The following is a 22647-nucleotide window of genomic DNA, read 5'->3' as shown; positions in this document are numbered from 1 at the left end:
GGATCTCGCGGTCCCGTCTCCCCATCACGCGCGGTCGGGCCGCACCGCGTCGAGGATCTCCCGCAGCTTCGCGCGGCGGGGCTCGTCCCTGAGGGGGCCCGAGTCCGTGACGAGTTGCTGCGAACCCGCCTCGTCCCCGGCGAATCTCGGCTCACCGGTGCCGAGGAGGGCGGTGGCGTGCCCTTCGCACTCCGTGCGGATCGCGTCGAGCCGGTCCCGCAGGGTGCGGCGGCGGGTGCCCGCGGCGGAGCGGATCTGCTCGCGGACCTGCCAGGCGTGCCCGTACAGCGCTTGGACCAGCTGGTAGCGGGCCTCCACATTGCCCGGGTCCGTCTCCCACAGCTCGCGCAGTTCGTCGGCGAGCGGGCCGACCCCGGCCCCGTCGGGGCGGTCCCGGTGCGCGGCCACGGTCGCCATGACGACCAGGGCGCGGCGGCGGTCGACCGTCTCGGGGTCGCTCCAGCGCGCGAGGTCCTCGGCGATGCGCCGGGCCGGGGGCACCTGCTTGCCCGAGCTGATCCAGTGGTTGTACGCCTCGACCAGCAGATAGCGCAGCCGCTCGTCGTCGGAGCCGCCGTCCAGCAGCGCCCGAGTCTGCGTGACGGCCTCGGCATACTCGCCCCGGGCGATGTCGTGGCGGATGAACGACACCGCGAGCCTGCGGCGCCCGAGCTCGCCGAACGCCTCGCGACGCGCCGTCGACAGCACCTCCAGGACCTCGTCGTGCCGGTCGAGGCTGGCGAGCAGCCTGGCCAGGGCACGGGCGGGGCCGGTGGCGCCGGGCAGCCGCGCCACCCACCGTCGCAGGCCGGTCACAGCGGCCTCGACGACGCGCCGCTCGGCCTCGTCACCGGGTGCCGCCGATGTCTCCAGGATGGCGAACGCGGAGCGCGCGGAGGGACGGTAGAGCCGCGTCGGGTCGTCGAGGAGTTCCGCGTACCGCTCGGGAATGGCGTCGCCGTTGCGCCCCCAGGAGCGGGCGATACGGCGGAACCGCTCGGGGAAGTCCTGGGTGACGGTGCCGGTGGAGGTCTCCTCGGCCGCTTCGTAGATCCGGCCCAGGGCGAAGTTGCAGGCGAGCTGGGCGAGTTGGTTGTGGTGCTCGATGATCTCGGCCGGATCGCCCTGGAGGCCGAGGAGCCGCGCGGCGCGCTGCACCACCTCGTTCGCCGGGTCCATCGGAGCCGCGTCGACGAGGCGCAGGTTGGCGATCACATCGCCGCAGTACTCGGTGAGCGGCCACTCCGTCTCCGCCCCGGTCAGCGCCCGCACGAGCCGCATCCGCCACAGGATGCGACCGCGCACCCACTTCTCGTGCGCCTGCTCCTCGGCCTCGTCGCCGGGCCTTCGGGTGCGCCCGTGCGTCCGTGACGCCTCTCGGTACGCCTCCTCGATCCGCTGTCGGCACAGCTTCGCGAACGGCTCCCGCACCCGGGGCGGCAACTCTCGTACGGCCGCTTCGACGGTCTGCGTGCTCCGGTCGCGGGCAGCGGCCAGCTCGGCCTCGCCGACCGAGCGGCCGACGCCGAGGAGGAGGGTCGGGCTGCGGTGGGAGAGCGTGTGGTTGAGCTCTTCGAGGCGCAGATGGGCGGTGGCGATCGCGACCTTGCCGGTGCCGGCCAGGACCGGCGGCACCTCGCGCAGGTCACCGTCGAGTTCGCGGTCGGTCGCCGACCCCGCGCACAGCGGGGCCGTGCCGAAGGACCCGGCCAGGACGCGGTGCACCTCGGCGCGCTCGGACGCCCCTCGCCGGATGTCGCCGTGGGCCAGGTCCTTGAGGTACAGGGCTTCGAGATGGCGGCGCCACGCCAGCGCGGCCGGGGCGAGGTCCCCTGCGGAAGTGTGCGCCACCGCGAGGTTGCGCAGCACGCCGGGGTGCAGCGGGTCGTCCTTGAGCATGGTGCTCCAGCGCCGCCGGGCGGCCGCCGTACGCCCCAGGCGCAGATCCGACTCGGCCTGCTGCCCGCCGAGGTAGGCGCGCAGCAGAGTGACTGCCTCGCGGTGCCTCAGTGCGGGCGGATAGGCGTCCAGCGTCCGCCAGGCATCGTCGAAGTTGGCGTCGAGGCGGGCCTCGGCGGCCTCCAAGGCGTGGGTGACGCGCTCACGCGGGCCGGCGTGGGCGGGTGGCGGCGCGGGGGTGGGGACCCGGTCGGCGGGGGGAGCGGCTGGTGCGGTGGAGGTCCCGGGGGGCTGCTCCGTCTCCAGTACGGACAGGTGCTCCCCGAGAGCCAGAGCGTTGGCGGAGGGCGCGGGCCGGGACCCCGCGAACTCCTGTGCCCTGGCGGCCAGTTTGCGCTCGACCTTCTTGGTGAGAATGCTGCGCAGACTGCCCAGCGGCTGCTGGAACAGTGCCTCGCATTCCTCCACCCGTCGGCGGAACTCCTCGAACTCCATGACCAGACCGGCCGGTTCGGCGTCCTTGAACCGCTGGAGCGCCTCCAGCCAGGCCTGCCGGACTCCCTCCAGGCGGCTCACCAGGCTGGTCAGGATCTCCTTGTCGCCCGAGACCCGGGTGAAGTCGGCGGCGTCCCCGAGCGCGCCCTTCGCCAGCGTCTTGGCGTGGCCGAGCGCCTGGTCGCTGAGGGCGCCGAGCCGGGCGGCCGCCTCCTCGAACGCTGCGAGCCGCTCGTCCGGCCCCGTCGGCGCCCCCGCGGAAGCGGCCGGAGCCACCACGTCCCCCATCGGCTCGGGCGGCCCCGCGCCGAGCGTCTTCTCCGCGGAGCGCAGGGCCTTCTCGTGCCGGCCGGGGTCGCCGTCCGTGAAGGCCCTGGCCGCCGCGTGGGCGCCGAGGTCGGGGAAGCGCAGGGGCCGCCAGAACAGCCGCTGACGATGGATCAGCGCGGCGAGCGTGTCGGGCAGCGACCCGTCCGCGAGGCAGGCCGCGAGGCGCTCGGGGAGGTCGGCGCGGTCGGTCTCGAACAGGTCGCAGACCAGGCTCAGCAGGCGGATCGCCGGCCCGTCCTGCTGCGGCAGGCCTTCCGCCAGGCGGCGTACCGTCGCGGTCGGATAGCCGTACACCATCCATTGCACGGCGAGCACGGTGAACGCGGCCGTCCCGCCCCGGCGCCGGGCCGCGAGGCCGGCGATGTCGGCGAGCTCGACGGCGAGTACGTCCCGGCTCCGCTCGGCGGTCCGGCCGCGCAGCCGCCCGTCGGCCGCCATGTCGCGGACGCCGGACCAGCGGCACTCGCCGGGCCGCAGCAGCGGCAGCACGGGTGTCGCGGCCTCCGGATCGAAGTCGTCGCGGCCCGCGCGGATCGTGTCGGCGATGGCCTCCGCGCGGCTGCGGTCGTCGCCGCTGTAGCCGTCGGATCCGGCGCGGGCCTCGTCGAGCTGCCGGTGCGCGAGGCTCAGATGGGCCCAGATCCGGTGGTGGGCGGGAGACAGTTCGGCGGCCGCGCTCAGCCAGCGGACGGCGGCTTCGAGGCGCCCGTGCCGCAGATAGAGCAGCCCCACGTGGTAGGGGTGCTTGGGGTTGGCGTTGTCCAGGCGGTGGGCGCGGGCCAGCAGGGTCAGGGCCTGCGCGGGCTCGGTCGCGGGATGCACGCCGATCCGGAAGAAGGCCTCGACGAGGGCGTCCAACTGCCCCTGTGTCAAAGGGAGTTGCTGCTCGACATCGGCCCACAGCTGCCCGGTCATGCGCCACAGCACATCGGGCCGGCTCTCCAGCGCCCTCGGGGACCTCATGCCCGCTTCCCCTCCGCCGGGCCGCCGCCCAGCTCCTCGGGCGGCACGACAAGGATGCGCTCCCCGTCCGACACCGCGGCCCGCAGCCCGTCCGCGGACAGGGTCATCGGATGCCTCGACACATACGTCGTACGGCCCTCGCGCACCAGCGCATGCGAGCCGTCGGGGTATTCGAGGACCAGCAGCCACCCGTCCCGGGCCGCGGCTACCGGCCGGGCCCCTGGCACCGTGTGGAAGCCGACGCGTACCGCCAGTTCGGCGTCGAAGCAGACCCCGTGGCCCGCCGCGTCGACGATCGCGGTCAGCTCTCCGCCCGCCAGCGTTCCGGTGACCGCGCCGACGGGCTGGGAGACCTGGAGCAGCCGCCCGCCTTCCGGGTCGAGGCGGTGGATCCGCTGCTCGCCCACGACCAGCACGAAGTCCCGGACCCGGGCCATGGCGAGCAGCAGGGACTCCAGGGTGTGCTCCGCCCCGGCCCGGCCGCCCGTGTAGCGGGTGAGCACACCGTCCAGGCCGCCCACCAGCAGGCCGTCGCTCCCGGCCGTCAACACCTGGACGCCCGCGCGGTGTTCGAGCACCGGCTCCGGAGCGCCGCCGCCGAGCGGGATGCGCCAGACCGTCCCTCCCCACAGGCCGACGTACAAGGTGTCGTCCGCGTCGAAGGCCAGCGCCCCCGGCACGTTGAACCGCGCTCCGTGCCGCGCCGGGAGGTCCACCGCGCGTGCCTCGCCGTCCGGGTCGGCGAGGACCACCCGGCCCGACCAGTCGGCGACGGCGAGACAGCGCCGCCCGCGCGCCCACAGCCGGGGCCGGTCCCGCAACCGAGCGGTGCCGGCGGCCTCGTACCCCGCCGTGTGGACGGTCAGGGTCCGGCCGTCCAGGACGGCGAGCGACCGGCCGTCTGGGAAGAACACCGGGCGTCCGCGTGCGGCCAGGGCGGGCCGGTCGGCCTCGTCCCAGGAGGGCGGCTCCTCGGGCGCCCGGACCGGGAAGGGTGCGGTGGTGGCGGGCTCGCAGCCGGGGGCGGTCGCCACGAGCCGCACCTCGGCCGTGGCGGTCCGGAACGCGAGGTCGGTGAACACGGCCGTGTTCCGCACGACGGGCGCGGTGAGCGTGCCGGTCAGCACGGCCTCGGCCGGCTCGGCGCTGACGGTGACCGTGCCGTCGACCGGCCAGGGGGGTGTGCCCTCCGGCACGGAGCCGGTCACGCTCACGGGCGCCAGCGTGTGGCCGACGACCGCCTCGGTGAGCGAGGTGTCGAACCGCAGGGTGGTGCGCGTCCCGGCGGGGAGCAGCCCCACGGCCCCGCGCACTTCGTCGATCCAGTGCGGCCGGGAGGTGGGGATCCAGTTGATCCGGTTCACGATGTACGGGACCTTCGCCGCGGCGCCCGGGTCGATGAGCAGCGGAACGAGCCGCCCGCCCTCCGGAGGGTTCAGCTTGTACGCCTCGTGCAGCTCCCATTGGCAGACGGCCTTGTCGAAGTACGTCTGCGAGTAGAGCGCGACCACATGGCGGCTGCGCGGCAGGGCCTCTTCGAGGAAGCTCTGCCAGTCCGCGCCCAGCGGGGTGCCACTGGTGCGGGACACGTCGAGGTAGATCCGCGGCGCCCCGCCGTGCGCGGTCACACAGGCGCTCAGGGCGTCGTGCAGGTCCTTGGCCTGGATGTAGTCCTCGCGGGCGTAGCTGATGAACACGTCCCACTGCCCGGCGGCGGACGGCGCCGGGGGCGTGCCGTGGCCCGCCGTCGTCATCGCAGCGTCCTGGAGATCGTCGAGATCAGTTCGTCGAGCAGTGTCTGGTCGCGGGAGTCCAGCGTGCGCTTGGCGTCGCGGCGCAGCCGGCGCGCGTCCTCCAGGATGCCGCCGAGCCGGCTGCGCACCGTGTACGGATCGGCGCGCAGCCGTGCCAGGGGCTCGGACTGCTGCTCGGCCAGCTCGTTGAACCGCCGTACGAGAGCGGAGACCTGGATGCCCGTCTTCACCTTCTCGACCTCCGACCGGCGGGAGACCACCAGGGCGGCCAGTTCGTCGAGCTGGTCGCCCGCGCCCTTCCTGGCCGCCTTGCGCACGCTCTTGATCTCCGCGGCGATCCCGTCCAGCGCATGCCCGAGCCGGTCCGCGTCGCGCGCGTCGGAGATGCCGCCCTTGACACTGGACATGAGGCGGTCGTACTTCTCGTAGAGACCGCCCACGACGATGGCGTCGGTGACCTCCACGAGGCGCTGTCCGACGGCCTGCCCGAGCTCGCGGACGATCTGCGCGCCCGTCTCGCTGCGGACGGACGAGGACAGAGAGGGCAGGACGTGCTCCAGCGCGACGAGTCGTTGCCGCAGCGCCCCGAGCCGTTCGACGCTCACTCCGCCGCGCACGGATTCCATCGCGGCGACGTACTCGTCCACCACGGGGTTGACGAGTGTGGCCTCCTGCCAGCTCCTGATCGTCTCCAGGAGCTCGCGGGCCTGGGTGAGCGTCGGGTCGCGCAGCGCGGTCTCGGCGCAGGCGGCCGCCCGGTCCGGATCACGCAGCAGCCGGTAGAGGCAGGCGGCGTACAGGAAGTTGATCCACGGGAAGCGGGGGACCAGCGCGAGCACCTGGGCAAGGAGGCGCTCGGCCTGTTCGGCACGGCCGGCGCGCATCAGCTCGGCGGCATGCTGCCCGTCGGCGTCGGCGATCAGCGAGTACAGGTCCTCGGTGCGGTCGGCGGGCAGCCGCGGCGCCGGGGGAGCGGCACGCCGGTCCGTCCGGCCGTGCAGGAGGGCCAGATAGGCGTCGAAGTCGTCGACGACGACGCTGCGGCGCCACCGGGGATCCATTCTCGCCAGCTCGCGCCGGGCCCGGTCCAGGTCACCCGTCTTGAAGGCGGAGACGGCCGGCGCGGCATGGGGCGTCAGCAGCGCGAGCCGCAGCCGGCGGGCGAAGGCGGCCACCTGATCGCCGTCGGCGTCCGCCTGCGCCGCGCCCCGCTCCGCGGTGTCGAGCGCCCGCTCCAGGTCACCGCCGCGCGCCTGGCCGAGGGCGAGGAGGTAGGACAGCGTGCCCTCCTCGGGGGCCAGCTCCAGGAACGCCTCGACGCGGGCCAGCGCGCCGCGGGGGTCGGTGCGCATGGACTGGGTGTAGGCGGTGACTTCCGGCGGGGTCAGCCGACGGCGCAGTTCACGGCGCAAGTCCCTGATCCGGTCGCGCAGGCCGTCGTCGGCCAGGGGTTCGTCGCGCAGGGGGCGCAGGACGCGCAGCGCCTCCAACTGGCCCGGCCCGTCCAGGTGGTAGAGGCAGTAGGCGCGCAGATAGCGCCCCTCCTGGTGCTCGGGGTGCGCGCCCAGGTACTCGCCGAGCAACTCAAGAGCGAGGTCGTACTCCTGAGCGGTGGCGTTCGCCCGCGCGTCCTCCAGGAGGTCCTCGTCGCCGCTGCCGAGGTCGAGGGACATCCCCCCGGCGTCGGCCAGGGGCGGCGCGAGAACAAGGGCGGTCTCCGAGGCAGCCGCCGCGGCCGCCTCGCGGGCCAGCTCCTCGAGCCGCCGGTCGTGCTCGGCGAAATCCCCGTGCCCCGTGACCTCGGTGAATTCGAAGGCAGGCGCATGGAGCGACTGCACGGGGCGGATCTCCTGGAACGTGTGGTCACGGCCGGTGCCGGTCATGCGAGGTGCTCTCCCTCCTGCGGTGCCTCGCCGGGGTCGGGGACCGTGCCGAGCGCGTGCTCGGCCAGCTCCCGGCACAGCAGGTACTCGGCTTCTTGGTCCACCTTCACCAGCAGGAGCACCACCCGCGCGAGCGAGCTCTGCTCGAAGAGCTGGTCCTGGTCCGCCGCGGGCCTGTGTTCCACGGCCGGCAGACGGTCGAGCAGCCCGGCGTGGTCGGCCGCGGGATGCTTGCGGGGCAGAAGTCCCTTGAGAAGTCCGGGAGTTGCCCCGGACCGCCGGTCAGGCGGATTCCTGGTCATGGATCTCCTCGGGCTCCTCGGGCAGCAGGATCTCGCCGGTGCTGGTGATGAGCTTGCGCTCGGCGCCGTGCAGGATCTCGGCGCCCTCGGCGTACACCCCGGAGGCCCGGTCGAGATCGTCGAGCAGGGCCCGCAGCGCGCGCTTGGCCGGGGCGTCGTCGGGGAGGTCCCGGATGCGCGGGTAGACGATCAGCTCGATCCGCCGGCGCAGCGCCTGGGAGCGGCGCCGGTGGTCGTCGGGCGCGGCCCGCTGGTGCACCACGGCACCTTCCTCCAGGTCGCCCGGATCGCCGAACGGCGTGAACTTCGCTTTCAGGCGCCGGAACTGGGCCCGGTCCTCCTCGGAACGGTCGGGATCGTCGAGGAGCTCCGCGACGAGGGTGAGATAGCGCGAAAGCGCGTCCCCCTCCCCGCCGAGCGCTCGCTCGCGTTCCATGAGGTCGAGGACCTCGGGCAGCAGGATGCCCTTGGCCAGTTCGGTGCCCTCGTCCAGGACCGCGAGGGCCTGCTCGCGCTCGGGCTGGCCGAGGGCGAAGTAGTAGTGCACGAGCCCGTCCACGAGGGCGGCGTCGCCGAGCTCGGGGTCCGCCGCGCGCACCGCGTCCACCCGCCGCCGCAGCTCCCCGAAGCCGTCCGCCGAGGGCGCCCCGGACAGCGCGGGCCCCGCCAGCCACTCCCGCAGGAGCGCGACGAGCCGCAGCACTGCGATGCCGGTGCGCAGCCGCCCCGTCGTGGCGCGGTCCTCCTCCGCGAGGTCGCCCTTCTCGCACCCGTGCTCCACCTGCTCCGCGAGCCGCCCCAGCCACTCGCCCAGCTGCGCGGGGTCACCGTCCGCCCAGTCGCAGACGAGGAGCCCCAACTCGGCCTGGACCGTGGGCATTTCACGCTCGACCGCCCTCGCGCGAGCGTCGGCGAACGCCTCCCGCGCGTCGTCGGCGCGCCCGTCGAACACCGCCTGTACGCCCTTGACGAGCTGGAGGTCGTTCACCTCGGGAGGGATGTTCTCGGTGAGCTCGCCCAGCTCCCGGACCCGGTCGAAGTGGTGCAGGGCGCCGTCCGTCTCGCGACGCCGCCAGTGCCCCACGGCCAGCTCGAGGTGGGAGACGGCGGCGATGCGGCGGCTCTGCGGCCGGGCGTCGAGCAGGGCGTGGTGCTCCCTGTACAGATCGGTGACGCGGTCGTGGTTGCCGAGGCGGGCCTGGACCCACAGATCCAGGTAGGCGGTGTCCGGCGTGGGCCCCTCGGCGGCGATCAGCTCGTCGAGCACGGTCGCGGCGGCACCGTAGCGGGCCGGTTCGTAAGTGCCCAGCATCGCCCGCACATAGGCCTGCGCGAAGCGGATCCGGTTCAGCGCCCGGCCCCGCGGCCCCTCGTTGACGGCCTGCCCGAGCAAACGGTCGGCGCGTTCGAGGGCGTCGCGGTCGTCGCTGGCGAGCAGCGCGAGGGACTCCTCGTACGGCAGCCGCCAGCGGCTGGGCAGGACGAGGAGGAAGTAGCCGGCGCTGGCCACGCTCGTCAGGAACAGCAGCGGCAGGACGACGAAGAGCAGAATCGTGGTCATGCGCGTGCCTTCCCGTCCCGTGCCCCGTGCAGCCGGAGGTCGAAGTCCGCGAGCCTCATGCCGTGTTCGTGGATCTCGCCCCGGTCCATCTGGCCGTTCTCCCGCACGCGCCGCAGCCCCGCCCTGACCTGCTCCGAGATCTGGGCCGCGGCGTCGAGGTGGCCGAGCCCGAGGAAGGTCTCGCCGTAGTCGAGCATCAGGTCGAACCGCCACCACATCAGAGTGTCCCCGTCGTGCAGCCACTGGTGCACGAAGGCGTTGGCCTCGGCCAGTTCGCCCTGGCCGAGCAGGCAGGAGGCCATCTCGTGCGCGTGCTCGCGGCGCAGCTCGTGCGGCAGTCGGCCGAACGCTGCCCGGGCCGTCGCCTGGAGCCGCTGGGCGTAGGAGCCGTCGGTGGCCCCGGCGAGGCGGACCTGGACCGCCGACCAGCCGCCGATGACGGACAGCTGTGCCGCGTACGCCTCGGTGCGCTCCGGGTCCGTCTGCACCGCGCGCTCGAGGAGCGACAGTGCCTCCAGGGGTTCGCCCAGATCCTGGTGGGCGATCTCGGCCGCGAGCAGCAGGAGCGCGTAGCCGGGCCGGTCGACGAGGGCCGCGTGGGCGAGCCCGACCGCCCGGCGTGCCTCGCCCGCGTCGCGCAGCGACCGCACCGCCGTCAGCGGGTCCATCGCGCGGCGTGCCCGGTCGAGGGAGTCGGTCAGCCGTTGCACCGCCGCGTCGTCGAGCGCGGCGGCCCGCGGTCCGGTGAGCCCGCCCAGCTCCTCGCGCACCGCGCGTACGGGCTCCACGCGCCGCATCCAGGACGCCAGCCTGCCCTCGCGCCGCGGCGGGGCGAACACGGCAGCGCAGGCGGCCCGTTGGAGCAGCCGCTCGGGGTCGTCGTCCGGCAGGGCCTCGAAGCAGCGCAGCGCCGTGACGCCCAGGCTGTGCAGACCGGGGTCGCGGGCCCCGGCCGGCAGACCGCGTGCCCCTTCGGGCGTCAGATGGGCGATCCGCTCCGGCTCGGCGAAGACCTCCGCGAGCGACGGCGCGCCCCAGGCCGGCAGTGGAAGGAGCAGCGGGCGGTGCCCGGCCAGCACGATGTCGGCGGGCAGCGCGACCAGGCCGGCGCCGATCGCCTCGCGCCAGCCGGGGAACGCCCGCAGCGCGGCGGCCACCGAGGCGATCCGGCAGGCGGGCTCGTGCTCGGAGAGGGCGTCGGACAGACTGCGCCCGGCGTCGGTCTCGTAGCTGACGATCTGGAACCAGCGGTCGGCGAACTGCCGCTGTTCGCCGCGCTCTTCACGTACCACGGGGACCAGGTCGGGCCGCCGGGGCCGGGTCTGCCAGGCCAGCAGCTCGGCCCGCTGTTCGCCGCTGACCTCCTCGACCGGGATCAGCCGGTACCAGCGCCGGCGCCGGGGCGCCCGGTAGAGCGAGCCCCACCAGCCGGCCCCCGCGTACTCGGCGCCCAGCTCCTCCTCGATGACCCGTGTCCGGTCACCGACGGCTGTCGTCATATGCGTCCTCTAGCCGGTCGGCGAGATCGTCCAGGGCGTCCTCGTCCGCACCGGCGCGCACGCCGTCCAGGAACGCGCCCAGCGCATCGGTGAGCGCGGCCGGCGCCTGCCCGTCCTTGGCGGCCCGCAGCGCCTTCTTGACCACACGCCGGTACTCGGCCGGCACCTCGCCGGGGTCGGTCTCGGCGACCGGCACCGCAGAGGGGGCCGGAACCGGGGCGGGTCTCCTTACGGGCTCCGGTACGGAGGAGACGGGTCCCGGGAGCGGGGCGGCCGCGGGCGGCGTGACGGGCGCGGGGACGGTGAACGCCCCCGGGCCGGTACCGGACCCGGTGTGGCCCGGCTGGGGCGCCGCTCCGCCGGGCCGGACGGTGGCGTACAGACCCACCAACACCGCGCGCCGCTCGGCCAGTTCGTCGACCTTGCCGATGGTGGTGCTCTGGTCGAAGGTCGCCTGGTACTCGCGCCCGGTGTTGGTGTGGGTGACCTGGACCCCGAGCAGCCCGTTCACGTCGAGCGAGAACTCGACCTCGAACTGGTGGTAGCCCTCGGGGCGCGGCTCGATCTCGTCGAGGTGGATCGTGCCGATCAGGGCGTTGTCATAGACGTACTCGCCCTCGCCCTGATAGATCGCCGCCTCGATGCGGTGGGCCTGCTCGGGATTGGTGTACGTCTTCACCTGGCGGGCCGGGATCTTGGTGCCGCGGGGGATCAGCGCGTTGAACCGGCCCTGCTGGACTCCGACGCCCAGGGTGTGTTCGGTGATCAGGGTGACGGTGTAGTCCTGTTCGTCCGCGGACCGCTCGGCGTTGGGCCGGGTGGTGAGGTCGAACGCAGGCGACGGCTCGAACCGGTTGGCCACGATGGCGGCGCCCCGGGCGACCAGGGTGTCGGGGTTGGCGTCGCCGCGCACGAACCCCTCGTCCTGGTCGAAGTAGTCGAGCAGCATCTGCTTGACCCGGGGGATGCGGGTGGAACCACCCACGAGGAGCACCGCGTTGATGTGGTCGCGCTCCACACCCTTGGCGGTCCTGGCGAAGTTCAGTGCCTCGTCGACCTGGCGCAGGGAGCGGTCGAGGATGGGCTGGATCAGCGCCTCGAAGCCGGCCCGGTCGAGTTCGAGAGGGGCGGTGCCGGAGCCGAGGTCGACGGTGGTCGTGGAACGCAGGGACAGTTCGCGCTTGGCGACCTCGGCGGCGGCCTTGATCCGCAGCCGGTCCATGTCCTTCGGCAGCGTCTCGCCGAGGCTCTCGGCGATCCACGCGGCGACCGCGTCGTCGAAGTCGCCACCGCCCAGACGTTGGTCACCGGCGGTCGCGATGACCTCGATCTCGTCGTCCCGGGTCTCGATGATGGACACGTCGAAGGTGCCGCCGCCCAGGTCGAAGACCAGGTAGATCTGCCGCTCGGACTCGGCCCGGTCGACTCCGTAGGCGATGGCCGCGGCGGTGGGCTCGGGGATGAGCTGGCGGGGGTAGAGCCCGGCGAGCAGGGCGGCTTCCTCGGTGGCCTTCTTCTGGCGCTCCATGAAGTACGCGGGGACGGTGACGACGGCGTCGTGGATGTCGGCGCCCAGCGCCTGTTCGGCGATCCGCTTCATCCGCATCAGGACCAGGGCGCTGATCTCCTGCGGCCGCAGCCACTCGGTGCCGAGCCTGGCCCGTACCGGGTCGCCGACCGCGTAGCTGCCGCTCGCACCGAAGTGCTGCAGCAGTTCCGGGGTGAACACCGCGCCCATCTCGCGCTTGATCTCCACCAGCGCGTCGCCCGCGCCCGCCTCCTGGCTGATGGCGTCCTTGGCGTCATGGCCGACGACCAGCGCGCCGGTGGAGGGGTCGATCCGTACGACCGAGGGCGTGGCGACGGCGGCCGCTCCCTCGTGTTCCGGGTCCGCGAGGATCTTGGGCGCGAAGTCGTCGGGGTCGTAGGCGGAGACGGCGGAATAGGTCGTGCCGAGGTCGATGCCGACGACCCGGTGCAGCTCTTCTTCCATGCGGGATCCTCCGGGGTCAGTCGTCGCTCACGCGTCGGCGAAGCCATCGAGCAGGTGAGTGCGGGTGAAATCGCTGGTGAAGTCGGTACGGGTGGTGTCCATGGGGTGGTGGACGCTCTCGCCGGCCGCCGTCAGAAAATTCTCGATCTCCCGGCGCAGGACGGTGAGCCCGGCGTCCCGGTCGTCGAGGACGGGCTCCCAGGTCGGTTCGAGGCGCAGCAGCGGCAGCGGCGGAAACCGCGCGTCGTGCGTGGCGCGGGCCTCGGCGCTCTCCAGGCTGACGGCGTGCGCGGCGACGATCTCGTCCTGGCTCGCACCGCGCGCCTGGAGTTGGGCGTCGTAGCGGGCGGCGGCCGCGCGGATCTCCTCGGCGGTGGCCTCGGGCGGCACGCCGAGCCGCGCGTACTCGGTCGCCCGCGGCACGACCATGGGCAGCCCGAACAGTTCCCCGCCGCCGACATCGGAAACCGACATCCCTGAGCCCCCGTTCCCCGTACCTGTACGCGCCCCGCACTCGTACCCGTGACCCACCCCGCCGAGCCGTGGGCCGGCTCTGTGGTGGGCTGCCGTTCACTGACGTTCGTCGACATCGGTTGACGCACCACGACCTCGTGCCGTCGTGATGTTGCCGTCGATTGTAGAGGTGCAGGACACAACTTGCCTCAGATGTAAGGCAGTTGGGGCCAGTGGGACGGATGTGGCCGAAAATGATGGGCGGACGGCGGTTGCCTGTACGGCGCCCCGCCGCTCGGTGGGGGCTGTCCTGGGTGGGGTCAGAGGGTCAGGGGGAGGGCGGTCAGGCCGCGGGTGAGGCGGGTTCGGCGCCAGGTCAGGGATTCGGCGGGGACGGCCAGGTGGATGTCCGGGAAGCGGGTCAGCACGGCGCGCAGGGCGATGTCCGCCTCGGCGCGGGCCAGGGGGGCGCCGGGGCAGCGGTGGATGCCATGGCCGAAGGAAAGGTGGCCGCCGGCGTCGCGGTCGAGGTCGAGGCGGTGCGGGTCGGGGAACGCCGCCGGATCGCGGTTCGCGGCCCCGGGGGCGATGAGTACCGGGAAGCCCGCCGGGATGTCGACCCCGCAGATGCTCAGGTCCTCAGTGCTGTGGCGGAAGGTGGCCACGCTCACCGGGGAGTCGTAGCGGAGCAGTTCGTCCAGGGCGGCGGGGATCAGGTCCGGGTCCCGGCGCAGGCGGTCGAACGCCTCCGGGTGCCGGAGCAGGGCCAGTACGGCGTTGCCGATGAAGTGGGTGGTGGTCTCGTGCCCGGCGACCAGCAGCAGCGCGGCCAGGGAAACGGTCTCGTCGCGGTCGAGGCCGCCCTCGTCGCAGTCGCGCAGGAGGGAGTGGAGCGGGCCGTCGCCGGGGGTGGCGCGGGCGGTGTCGACGAGCTGGGTCAGGTAGTCGCCGATCCGGTGCGACGCGGCGTCGATACGGCCGTTGTCGGTCGCGTCGAAGAGGTCGTGGGACCAGCCGGCGAGCGTGGCACGGTCGGATTCCGGCACCCCCAGCAGCTCGCAGACGACGGTGACCGGCAGGGGTACCGCCAGGTCCGCCACCAGGTCGACCTCCGTGCCCGGCCGCCACGCGGACATGAGGCCGTCGACGACCCGGGTGATGTACGGGCGCAGTTCCCGGACGCGTCCGGTGGTGAACAGGGGCGTCGCCAGCCGCCGTTGGCGGGTGTGCGCGGGCGGGTCGCTCGCCAGCATGTTGCGGGAGATCGCCGGGTGCAGGTCGCGGTTCGAGGGCCGGCCGGCGAAGAAGCGGGCCGTGTCCTTGGACAGCCGCGGGTCGGTGAACGCCTCGCGGGCCTCGGGGTGGCCGGTGATCAGGTACGCCTGGTGTCCGCCGGAGCCGGTGGGGATGCGCTGCACCGGGCAGCCTTCGCGCAGCCGGTCGTAGGTGGGGTAGGGGTCGGCGAAGAAGCGCGGGTCGCGCAGGGGGTCCTGCCGCGGGGTGCTCACGAGGCCACCCCCGCGTTCTCGCGTGCCGGGCGGCGCATATGGGCGGCCGCCACGAGCAGCAGCCACGCGGTCTCCGCCGGGAGGTCGCCCTTGCGGGAGCGGGTTCCGGCCGCGGGCGGGGCCTCGTCGCCGTCGAGGGGGAGTCCGGCGCGCTTCGCGTCGACGGCCGCGGCGATGACCGCCGCCTCCACCTCGGCGTCGCCCTCGGGGGTGCCGGCCGTGCCCCGACGGGCGGCCTCGGCCGCCGCGGCGTCCCGTACCGATGCCTGGCGGTACCGGCGCAGGGCCAGCACGCAGTCGTTGATCTCGATGACCCGGCGGTGGAGCTGGAAGTCGAGGTCGTGGGCGTCGGCCTCGGTGTTGCCCGGGTCGAGCACGACCTCGGGCACCGCCGAGGTGACCTCCCGCCACAGGGGTTCCAGTGCGGCGAACGAGTTCCGTTCCCAGCGACGGCGGCGCAGTTGGCTGAGCGGCCACAACAGGGCGGGGAGGGTGAGGCCGACGGTGATGAGCAGGACGGCGACGGCGGGCGCGGTCACGCTGAACGTGCAGCGGAAGGGGCTCAGCGGTGTCGAGCACCGGGCGTTCTCGGGCACGAGCCCGAGGCCGAGCCCGATGGAGACCAGGGTGAAGAGCTTGTACGCGGCGTAGACGAGGGCGAAGCCGCAGCCGACCGAGGTCGTGCGCAGGCCCCAGCGCTGACTGCGGCGGGTGGAGCGCTGGGACTGGGCCCAGGTCTGCAGCAGGAAGTCCTTGGCCGTGTACCCCAGGTAGGAGATGTAGATCAGCACGTAGCAGGCGTACAACACCGGGTTGCGTCCGGTGAGTTGTTCGGCGGCGAAGAACGCGGTCATGCCGGCGACGGAGATCGCGAGGGCGGTGACGTGCAGTCGGATCTGCCGACGGGCGCGTTCGCGCTCCAGGTTGAGCTGGAAGAGGAAGGCGAGGACCGAGGTGGCCGCCGTCAGGGTGAAGGTGTTGCTGAGGAGCCGGGCGACGTCGGGGACCACCGATTCGACCGCGCGTTCCACGGCGGGGGCGTAGGAGGCGAAGGCGAGGGCGAACGAGGTCAGCAGTGCCGCCATCGCCCAGGTGCCCGTGGGGCGGTGCCCGCCGCGTCCGCGCACCCAGTAGGCGGCGAAGCACAGCAGCACGACGGCCGTGCCCGTGAACACGATGTTGATCATTTCCGGTGGCGATTCTTCCTGTGTGGCTCGGCGAACAGCGCGTCCCAGCTCTCGGCGCCGCTGGCGGGCCGGCTCGACGGGCTTTCGCGTCCCCGGTACATGAGTTGGCGGATCACGCTGGCCATCACCTCGGCCTCGCGCTCGTCCTCGCTGGTGTAGCTGGTCCGGCCGGACATGCGCTGTACGAGGGTGGGGTTGAACCCGATCGCGTGCAGGGTGTCCTGGTCCAGCTCCAGGCTGCCGGGGTGGTCGCAGATGATGTGGCTGATCTCGTGGGCGAGGATGTGGTTCTGGTGGAGGGGGGAGGTGGCCTCCTCGTAGAACAACAGGTCGGCGTCCGGGGTCTCCAGGCGGATGCCGCACGGAGCGTCCAGGGCGCCCAGGGTGCTCAGGGGCCGCAGGACGATGGGGCGTCCGCGTTGTTCGGCCACGGCGTCGCGGAGGTCGCGGGTGCTGAAGCGGTGCGGGAGCCGAAGCGCCTCGACGCGCGCCTCACACGTGGCGCGAAGCTGCTCAAGGTCCATGTCCTCACTCTGGTGACGCCGGTCGGTCGAGGCGCACCTCACCCTGGGAATCCCGGTACGCGCGTGTGCGCGCCCCATGTTGACATGATCGTGACTCCGCTTCGAGGGCGGGGTGCCGTGTCGGGGCGCGGGCGCCGGGGGACCGCCGTCCGGTGCGCGGGTCAGTCGTCCAGGTCGAGGTCCTGCGCGGGGTCTTCGGTGGTGAGCCCTTCGAGTTTCCGAGCCTGTTCGATCACGGTGGACAGCATCTTCAGGCTGTCGACACTCAGCCCGTTGGCGCGCAGGGCCACCTTGCGGACGTCCCTGTCGCGCATGGCGGCGAGCAGGTCTATCTCCGCCATGGTGCGTTCGGCCGCCGCGCTGTCGACGAAGTAGCCCGCCGGTACGCCGAAGAAGTCGGCCAGGGCCTTGATGGTGTGGCGCGTCGGGTTCCGCTTGGCGCCGGTGCGCAGTTGCTGGATGGCGCTCGCCGTCACGCCGCGCCCCTCTCCGGTCGCGGCCTGGCGGATTCCCTCGGCGACCTCCGCGTAGGTGTAGGGCCCCCGGGAAGGCGGGTGCACCTCGCGGAAGAGGTGGTCCAGGAGCTGGGCGAAGGTGGGCGACTGGTCATCCTCCACGTACACGACCTCCTTGGTGTGATGCCGACTCTTTGCCCACCACAGTGTTTCTCGAAGCCTCTCGGGCCGGCCCCGGCAACACTTTGGTTGACGCCGGATACTTACTCTGGTGTACGTTACCAACGCTTCGTCACCACTGAAGTGTCGAGGGGGGAGTGGTGGCGGTGCGGGCCGGGGCGAGGTCGAGCTGCACGGGGGTGAGCTCGGCCTCCGGCCCGGAGCGCCGTGGCCGCCGCGCCGGACGGGTTCATCCCGGCCGGCGCGCGGCTACGCGGGGCCGGCGACGTGTTTCCGCGACCCGATGGACAGTCAGGCCCGGCAGCCGGCCGGGCGATCGGCGCGCTCAGCGCAGGGAGCGGACCGCCGGGCTCGCGGCGACCAGGACGGCGCAGGCCAGGACGGCGCTGCCACAGACCAGAAACAGCGTCGTCGTGCCGTACGGGAGCAGGACGCCGGCGACTACGTAGGAGAACGGGTCGAAGGCCACCGTGGCCAGAACGACGAGGCTGAGCACACGGCCGAGGAGTCGCTCCGGCACCTGCTCCTGCAGCGTGGCCACGACGACCACTCCGAGGAACCCGGACCCGAGGCCGATGAGTGAGACGACCGCCGTTGCGGCGACGACATGCGTGGAGGCGGCGAGCCCGGCCATGCCCGCGCCGATCGCCGCGACCCCGCCGACCACGGTCCAGCCGCGCCGGGCGGGCGGCCGCCACCCGGCCATGAGCGAGCCGGCCAGTGAGCCGGCACCGAATCCGGAGAGCACGACGCCCAACGATCCCGCGCCGCCGAGCCGTTGATCGGCGAGCACCGCGCCGCCCACGAGCACGGGGCCCACGACCGCGATGTTGATCAGGCCGATGGCCGCCAGCATCCCTCGCACCAGCGGTTGCTGCCAGGCGTATCGCAGGCCCGCGCCAAGGGCACGTACGCTGCTGGACTCCTCCTCGTCGATGCCGTCCGAACCGGCGTCGCCCCTGACACCTTCGCCGCGTCGGACCACGCGGATGAGCGTGCTCAGGGCGAGGGCGGCCACCGCTGCCACCGCCGTGATCCCACCGAGCGTCGTATCGAAGCCGACCGCGGCGATGACTCCGGCGGCCACCGCCGGGCCGACCAGATCGCCCCCCGACTCCACACCCTGTACCAGGGCGTTGACCCGCGGGAGCTTCTCGGTCGGCACGACGGCGGGCAGCAGTGCCAGGGCGGCCGGGAAGTATGCGGCGTCGGCGGCGCCGAGCAGCCCGGCGAGCAGCGCGACCGCCGTCACCGATGGCGAGGTGAAGGTGACCACGGCACAGAGGGCGAGCAGGACGGCGACCCGCAGCCACGCGGCGCCGGCCACGACCCGGGCGGCGCCGAGGCGGTCGACCAGCACTCCCGAAGGAAGCAGGAGCGCCGCCCGCGGCAGCGCCACCGCCACCAGGACGAAGCCTGTGGCCATTCCGGGTTCCGACAGCTCGAGTACGAAGAGGGTGAGCCAGACCAGGAACAGAGCATCCACCACGGCAGCCAGCCCTTGGCCCACGACCAGGCGGCGCAGGTGCGGATTGCCGAGCGGTTCGCGCGGAAGGGAAGGGGCGGTCGGCTCCGTCGTCATGGCCGCCTCCCCGGGCCGCCACCCGCGATGTGGTGGCGCCCGGTTGCGCCGAGACGGACCTGACCGCAGCGCGCACTGATCAACAACATGAACCCATCCGCTCGCAGAGCCTGCGTGTCCCTAGGCGATGTGCGTGCCCCCATCGACCACCAGGGTGGTTCCGGTGACATAGGACGCCGCGTCGGAGACGAGGAAGACCAGAGCCGCAGCGAGTTCCTCGGGCTGCCCGACGCGGCCCGAGAGCACCCGCGGCATCATCGCCTCGACGTAGCCCTCGGCGTATCCGTCGGTCATCGGCGAGGTGAAGAGGCCCGGCGCGAGGGCGTTCACACGGATGCCCTTGCCGGGCGTCCACTGCTGGGCGAGATCGCGGGTGAGCCCGAGGATCCCGGCCTTCGAGGCCGAGTAGGCGGCCTGCGGCAGACCGCCCGTGACCAGCGCGAGGACGCTCGACACATTGACGATGGCGCTGCCGGGCGCCATCACCGCCCCCGCTGCCTGGGCCATCCAGTAGGAGCCGTTGAGATTGATGTCGACGACCTCGCGGAACTGCTCCGGTGTCTCCTCCGTCGCGGGGTGTTCACTGCTGATCCCGGCGTTGTTGACGAGAATGTCCACACGCCCGCATGCCCGCACCGCCGCGTCGACCAGCGCGCGGCAGTCCTCAGGCTCGGCGACGTCGGTCCGCACGGCGAGGGCCCGGCGCCCGAGTTTCTCGACGGCCGTGCGCACAGCCTCCAGCCTCTCGACGCGCCGCGCCCCGAGCACGACATCGGCGCCGGCCTCGGCCAGCGCGGTGGCGAAGGCGATGCCAAGCCCGGAGGAGGCGCCGGTGACCACGGCGACGCGACCGTCGAGCCGGAAGCGATCGAGTACGCCCATGTCAGAGCCCGAGGCGTCGTCGGTAGGTGAGGAGGGTGCGCAGGAAACCCTCCACCTGCTCCTCGGTGTGGCCCGCGTGCGGGAACAAGCGCAGCAGGGCCTGGTTGCGTGCGACCGCCGGGTAGGAGAAGACGGGCACGAGGTAGCCGTCCTCGACGAACCACTCCCGCATCTGCAGGGCGGCGGCGTCGTTCCCGATCGGCACCGAGAGCATGTATGAATCGGTCGGCGTCGTGGGCGTGTTGACCTCGTGCATCTGCCGGCGAAGGCGGGCGGCATGCGCCAAGTAGTCGTCGACGATCCCCGGATTGTCGGCGAGGGCGTCGATCGTGTGCGTGGCGGCGTAAGCGGTGGGGGGCTGGATGGCGGCCGTGAACATCGAGGTGCCGGAGAGCAGTTCGAAGGCGTCGATGGCCTCCGCGGGACCGGCGATCGCGCCGCCTTCCAGACCGATGGCCTTCGAGAGGGACACCATGACGAAGTCGGCCCGCTCCCGGATCGCCGCCGCCTCGCGGGCGTACGGACGGTTCTCTGGCCCGTACACCATGAAGCCGTTCGCGTCGTCGATCATGCTGATGGCGCCGTGCCGGTCGCACTCGTCGAGGATCTCCACGATCGGCCCCATGGTGCCGTCGGCCGAATAGATGCTCTCGGCGATCACCACGGTCTTGCGGGTCCGGACCCGGTTCAGGACGCGTGCCAGGTCGGAGACGTCGTTGTGCCGGAACGCGTGGACCCTGCGGCCGTAGCCAAGTCCCTCCAGGCCCTTCCAGATACTCCAGTGGACGTCACGGTCGACGACGAAAACGGTGTCGTGATTGCGCACCTCGATCCCGGCGTCGAAGTGCGCGGAACTGCTCATGGCGTGCACGAACCCGATGTTGGCCAACAGCCCCGTGGCGAAGCTGATGGCCCGCTCCTTGCCGGTGTGGCGGGCGATCGTCTCCTCAAGAACCTGGTGCGGGCGGCAGATCCCCTGGGTCATCCTGGACCCGCTGGTGCTCAGGCCGTGCGCGAGCGCCCCCTCGGCGAAATGGCGTCGTACCGGGACGTGGCGCTCCAGATCGAGGAAGCTGATGCTGGCGAAGTTCACCAGCTCGCGGCCGTTGCGGACGATGGTCGGGCCGACCGGACCGTCCACCACGGGCGGGCGGTATGCCGTCTCGTGGGTGTTCGCCTCGACGAAAGCGGCGAAGGCCCAGGGGGCCAGACGGTCCACGGACTGTGCCGGGGCGTGGGACGCGGTCATGGTGAGGTTTCTCCTCCACGAGGGGCGCGGGGCGGTAAGGGCTCCAGAGCTGCGGCAAGGCGGCCGAGCGAGGCCGTTCCCGCCAGCTCGTCCGACGCGATCCCGGTGAAGCCGGACTGGTGGAGCAGCGCCAGTAGACGGGGGACGGCGACCAGGGTGACTCCGTGGTCGGCGAGGCAGCGGTTCATGTCCACGGCGGCAAGGCTGTCGAAGGAGCCGCCGCCGGGTCCGACAGCGGCCACGGCGGCGGCCAGGGCCCGTTCGGGGCCCGTGAGGTGCGGACGCGACGGGGTTCCCGCGCCGCCGGTGGCGGTGGGGGAGCGGCCGGATTCGAGGCCGGCCGGGGACAGGACGTATCGGCGTGGTGCCACGAGACCGGGCACTTCGCCGAGGCGGTCCAGGACATGGCCGTGCAGGTCGTCGGAGGTGACATCCGGGGCGACGCGGGCGTGCACGACGAGGTGCGGTTCCTCGCCTTCCCCCGCCGTGTCCCCGCTGGGCGTCACCGTCACGTCGAGCACCCCGGGATGGCCGCGCAACACGCCTTCGACCTCGGGCAGGCACACCCATCCCTGCGGGGCACGCCACCACCCGGCGGCGGCCGGTGTGAGCGGGTGTGCCGGAACCCGGCACTCCGCACCTTCGGCGACCGCGCGCAGGAGACCGCACAAGCGGACCGGCAACGCCATGGCCTGCTCGGTGTCGAGCAGATGGTCCCCGACGGTGACATCGAGGGTGACGACCCCCGCGTCGCGGCTGAGGTCGAGGTACAGCGTGTCGCAGGGCTCATCGGGCGCGCTGCTGATCCAGGTGGCGGGCCCGTCCGGTGGGGAGTTGTAGGCGGGGACGAGGTAGTCGCGCGGCCACGCATAGCAGTTGTACTCGATGGTGGGTACGGTCACGACACCGCGGCGGCGGTCCATGCGGGCCTGGGCGGCGACCAGTTCGGCGGGACACCACTGGCCGTGCCGGTAGGCCGCGGCCGAGGCGGCGGCGACCGAGGCGACCACTTCGCCGAATGCCGCGCCCGGGCGGAGATCGATCTGTACCGGAACGGTCAGGGCCCGCACCCCGATGCTGCTGCGCAGAGCGGCCCGGGCCCGGTTGGAGACCACCACCGAGGCGAGGAACCGGTGTTCGCCGGTACGAGTGGCGACGTCGTGGGCCAGCGCGGCCAGCATCACGACCTCCGGGCTGACCCGATGACGCCGGGCGACACGGTCGAGGTCGTCGTACGCGTCCACCGAGCGGTGCTGGAGGCGGTGGCGCCCGACCCCCTTCTCGGTCCCGCCGAACGGGCCCAGCACGCCGGTCGGGTTGCTCGCCAGACGCGTGAGCCATGCGCGCTCCGCCGCGCGGGCGTGTCCCGGGTGCTGGGCGGCGGCCATGTCGAGCGGATGCACGGGTGCCTCCGCCGGTGCGGGCTCGCCGCGCAGTTGATCGTGGAGTTGGCCGATCAGTACCGCGAGGCCCCATCCGTCGATCACGATGTGATGGGCGGCGACCAGGACCGCACGCGGCGCTCCTGCCACGAGCAGAACCCGGGCGCGCCAGGGCGGATTTCGCTCGGGATCGATCGGCAGCGCAGCCAGCGCCGCTGTGGCGGCCTCCAGGGTGTCGGCATCGGCGGCGGGGACATCGACGCAGTCGACCGGCAGCGGGGCCCAGTCCGCGCGGTGGACGTGCTGGATCGGGCGGAGCGGGTCGACGGTGGTGCGCAGCGCCTCGTGGCGGGCGGTGAGGGACGCGAGCGCCCTGTGAACGTCGGCCACCGTCGCCGGGGGCGGGACGTGGCAGTGGTCGGCGAGCGGGGTCGGGTTCACCCGCCGTGGCGCGGGAATGGTGTGCTCGAACCAGTGCCACTGCTGGACCCAGGTCAGCGGCCCGCTGCGGGTGACGCTGGCGGGGCTCGGGCTCGGTTCCGGAAGGTGATGCACGGCCGGGACCC

16 protein-coding genes are annotated in these 22647 nt (G+C 73.0%); all 16 read right to left on the bottom strand.

What is annotated here, in order from left to right:
- Positions 1-24 precede the first annotated feature (24 nt).
- The 16 genes from ABD346_RS31620 to ABD346_RS31545 all read right to left on the bottom strand — a co-directional run bounded on the left by ABD346_RS31620 (position 25) and on the right by ABD346_RS31545 (position 22636).
- A complete protein-coding gene (locus ABD346_RS31620) occupies positions 25-3687 on the bottom strand; it encodes a hypothetical protein (protein ID WP_344379522.1) in 3663 nt (1220 codons plus the stop codon).
- On the bottom strand, positions 3684-5441 hold the full coding sequence (locus tag ABD346_RS31615) for a TIR domain-containing protein (RefSeq protein WP_344379521.1): 1758 nt from the start codon (positions 5439-5441) through the stop codon (positions 3684-3686). Before ABD346_RS31615 ends, ABD346_RS31620 begins: the two co-directional genes overlap by 4 nt.
- Complete coding sequence (locus ABD346_RS31610; protein WP_344379519.1) at positions 5438-7324, bottom strand: hypothetical protein; 1887 nt, start codon at positions 7322-7324, stop codon at positions 5438-5440. Before ABD346_RS31610 ends, ABD346_RS31615 begins: the two co-directional genes overlap by 4 nt.
- Positions 7321-7626, bottom strand: a complete 306-nt coding sequence (locus ABD346_RS31605) for a hypothetical protein (protein WP_344379517.1) — start codon at positions 7624-7626, stop codon at positions 7321-7323. The genes ABD346_RS31610 and ABD346_RS31605 overlap by 4 nt, the downstream gene beginning before the upstream one ends.
- Positions 7607-9187, bottom strand: a complete 1581-nt coding sequence (locus ABD346_RS31600; RefSeq protein ID WP_344379516.1) for a hypothetical protein — start codon at positions 9185-9187, stop codon at positions 7607-7609. The genes ABD346_RS31605 and ABD346_RS31600 overlap by 20 nt, the downstream gene beginning before the upstream one ends.
- A complete protein-coding gene (locus tag ABD346_RS31595; protein ID WP_344379515.1) occupies positions 9184-10686 on the bottom strand; it encodes a hypothetical protein in 1503 nt (500 codons plus the stop codon). The genes ABD346_RS31600 and ABD346_RS31595 overlap by 4 nt, the downstream gene beginning before the upstream one ends.
- Complete coding sequence (locus ABD346_RS31590) at positions 10667-12679, bottom strand: Hsp70 family protein (RefSeq protein ID WP_344379513.1); 2013 nt, start codon at positions 12677-12679, stop codon at positions 10667-10669. Before ABD346_RS31590 ends, ABD346_RS31595 begins: the two co-directional genes overlap by 20 nt.
- Before the next feature lie 27 nt (positions 12680-12706).
- Positions 12707-13153: a hypothetical protein gene (locus ABD346_RS31585; protein ID WP_344379512.1), complete on the bottom strand. Its 447-nt coding sequence runs from the start codon at positions 13151-13153 to the stop codon at positions 12707-12709.
- A gap of 299 nt (positions 13154-13452) precedes the next feature.
- Complete coding sequence (locus ABD346_RS31580; protein WP_344379511.1) at positions 13453-14640, bottom strand: cytochrome P450 family protein; 1188 nt, start codon at positions 14638-14640, stop codon at positions 13453-13455.
- Positions 14637-15827: an MAB_1171c family putative transporter gene (locus ABD346_RS31575; RefSeq protein ID WP_344379509.1), complete on the bottom strand. Its 1191-nt coding sequence runs from the start codon at positions 15825-15827 to the stop codon at positions 14637-14639. The genes ABD346_RS31580 and ABD346_RS31575 overlap by 4 nt, the downstream gene beginning before the upstream one ends.
- On the bottom strand, positions 15824-16351 hold the full coding sequence (locus ABD346_RS31570) for a M48 family metalloprotease (protein WP_344379508.1): 528 nt from the start codon (positions 16349-16351) through the stop codon (positions 15824-15826). The genes ABD346_RS31575 and ABD346_RS31570 overlap by 4 nt, the downstream gene beginning before the upstream one ends.
- Before the next feature lie 161 nt (positions 16352-16512).
- Positions 16513-16968, bottom strand: coding sequence for a helix-turn-helix domain-containing protein (locus ABD346_RS31565; protein ID WP_344379507.1), 456 nt, complete (start codon positions 16966-16968; stop codon positions 16513-16515).
- Between the two features lie 343 nt (positions 16969-17311).
- The gene (locus ABD346_RS31560) at positions 17312-18568 is read right to left on the bottom strand and encodes an MFS transporter (RefSeq protein ID WP_344379506.1); all 1257 of its coding nucleotides are present in this window, start codon (positions 18566-18568) and stop codon (positions 17312-17314) included.
- Positions 18569-18688: 120 nt separating this feature from the next.
- Complete coding sequence (locus tag ABD346_RS31555) at positions 18689-19450, bottom strand: SDR family NAD(P)-dependent oxidoreductase (protein WP_344379505.1); 762 nt, start codon at positions 19448-19450, stop codon at positions 18689-18691.
- A gap of 1 nt (position 19451) precedes the next feature.
- A complete protein-coding gene (locus tag ABD346_RS31550; RefSeq protein WP_344379504.1) occupies positions 19452-20699 on the bottom strand; it encodes an aminotransferase class I/II-fold pyridoxal phosphate-dependent enzyme in 1248 nt (415 codons plus the stop codon).
- Complete coding sequence (locus ABD346_RS31545) at positions 20696-22636, bottom strand: condensation domain-containing protein (RefSeq protein WP_344379503.1); 1941 nt, start codon at positions 22634-22636, stop codon at positions 20696-20698. Before ABD346_RS31545 ends, ABD346_RS31550 begins: the two co-directional genes overlap by 4 nt.
- Positions 22637-22647: the final 11 nt, after the last annotated feature.

It is taken from the genome of Streptomyces mauvecolor, assembly GCF_039532965.1.
Classification (GTDB): domain Bacteria; phylum Actinomycetota; class Actinomycetes; order Streptomycetales; family Streptomycetaceae; genus Streptomyces; species Streptomyces violascens.
This window is presented reverse-complemented; position numbering and strand designations above follow the sequence as displayed.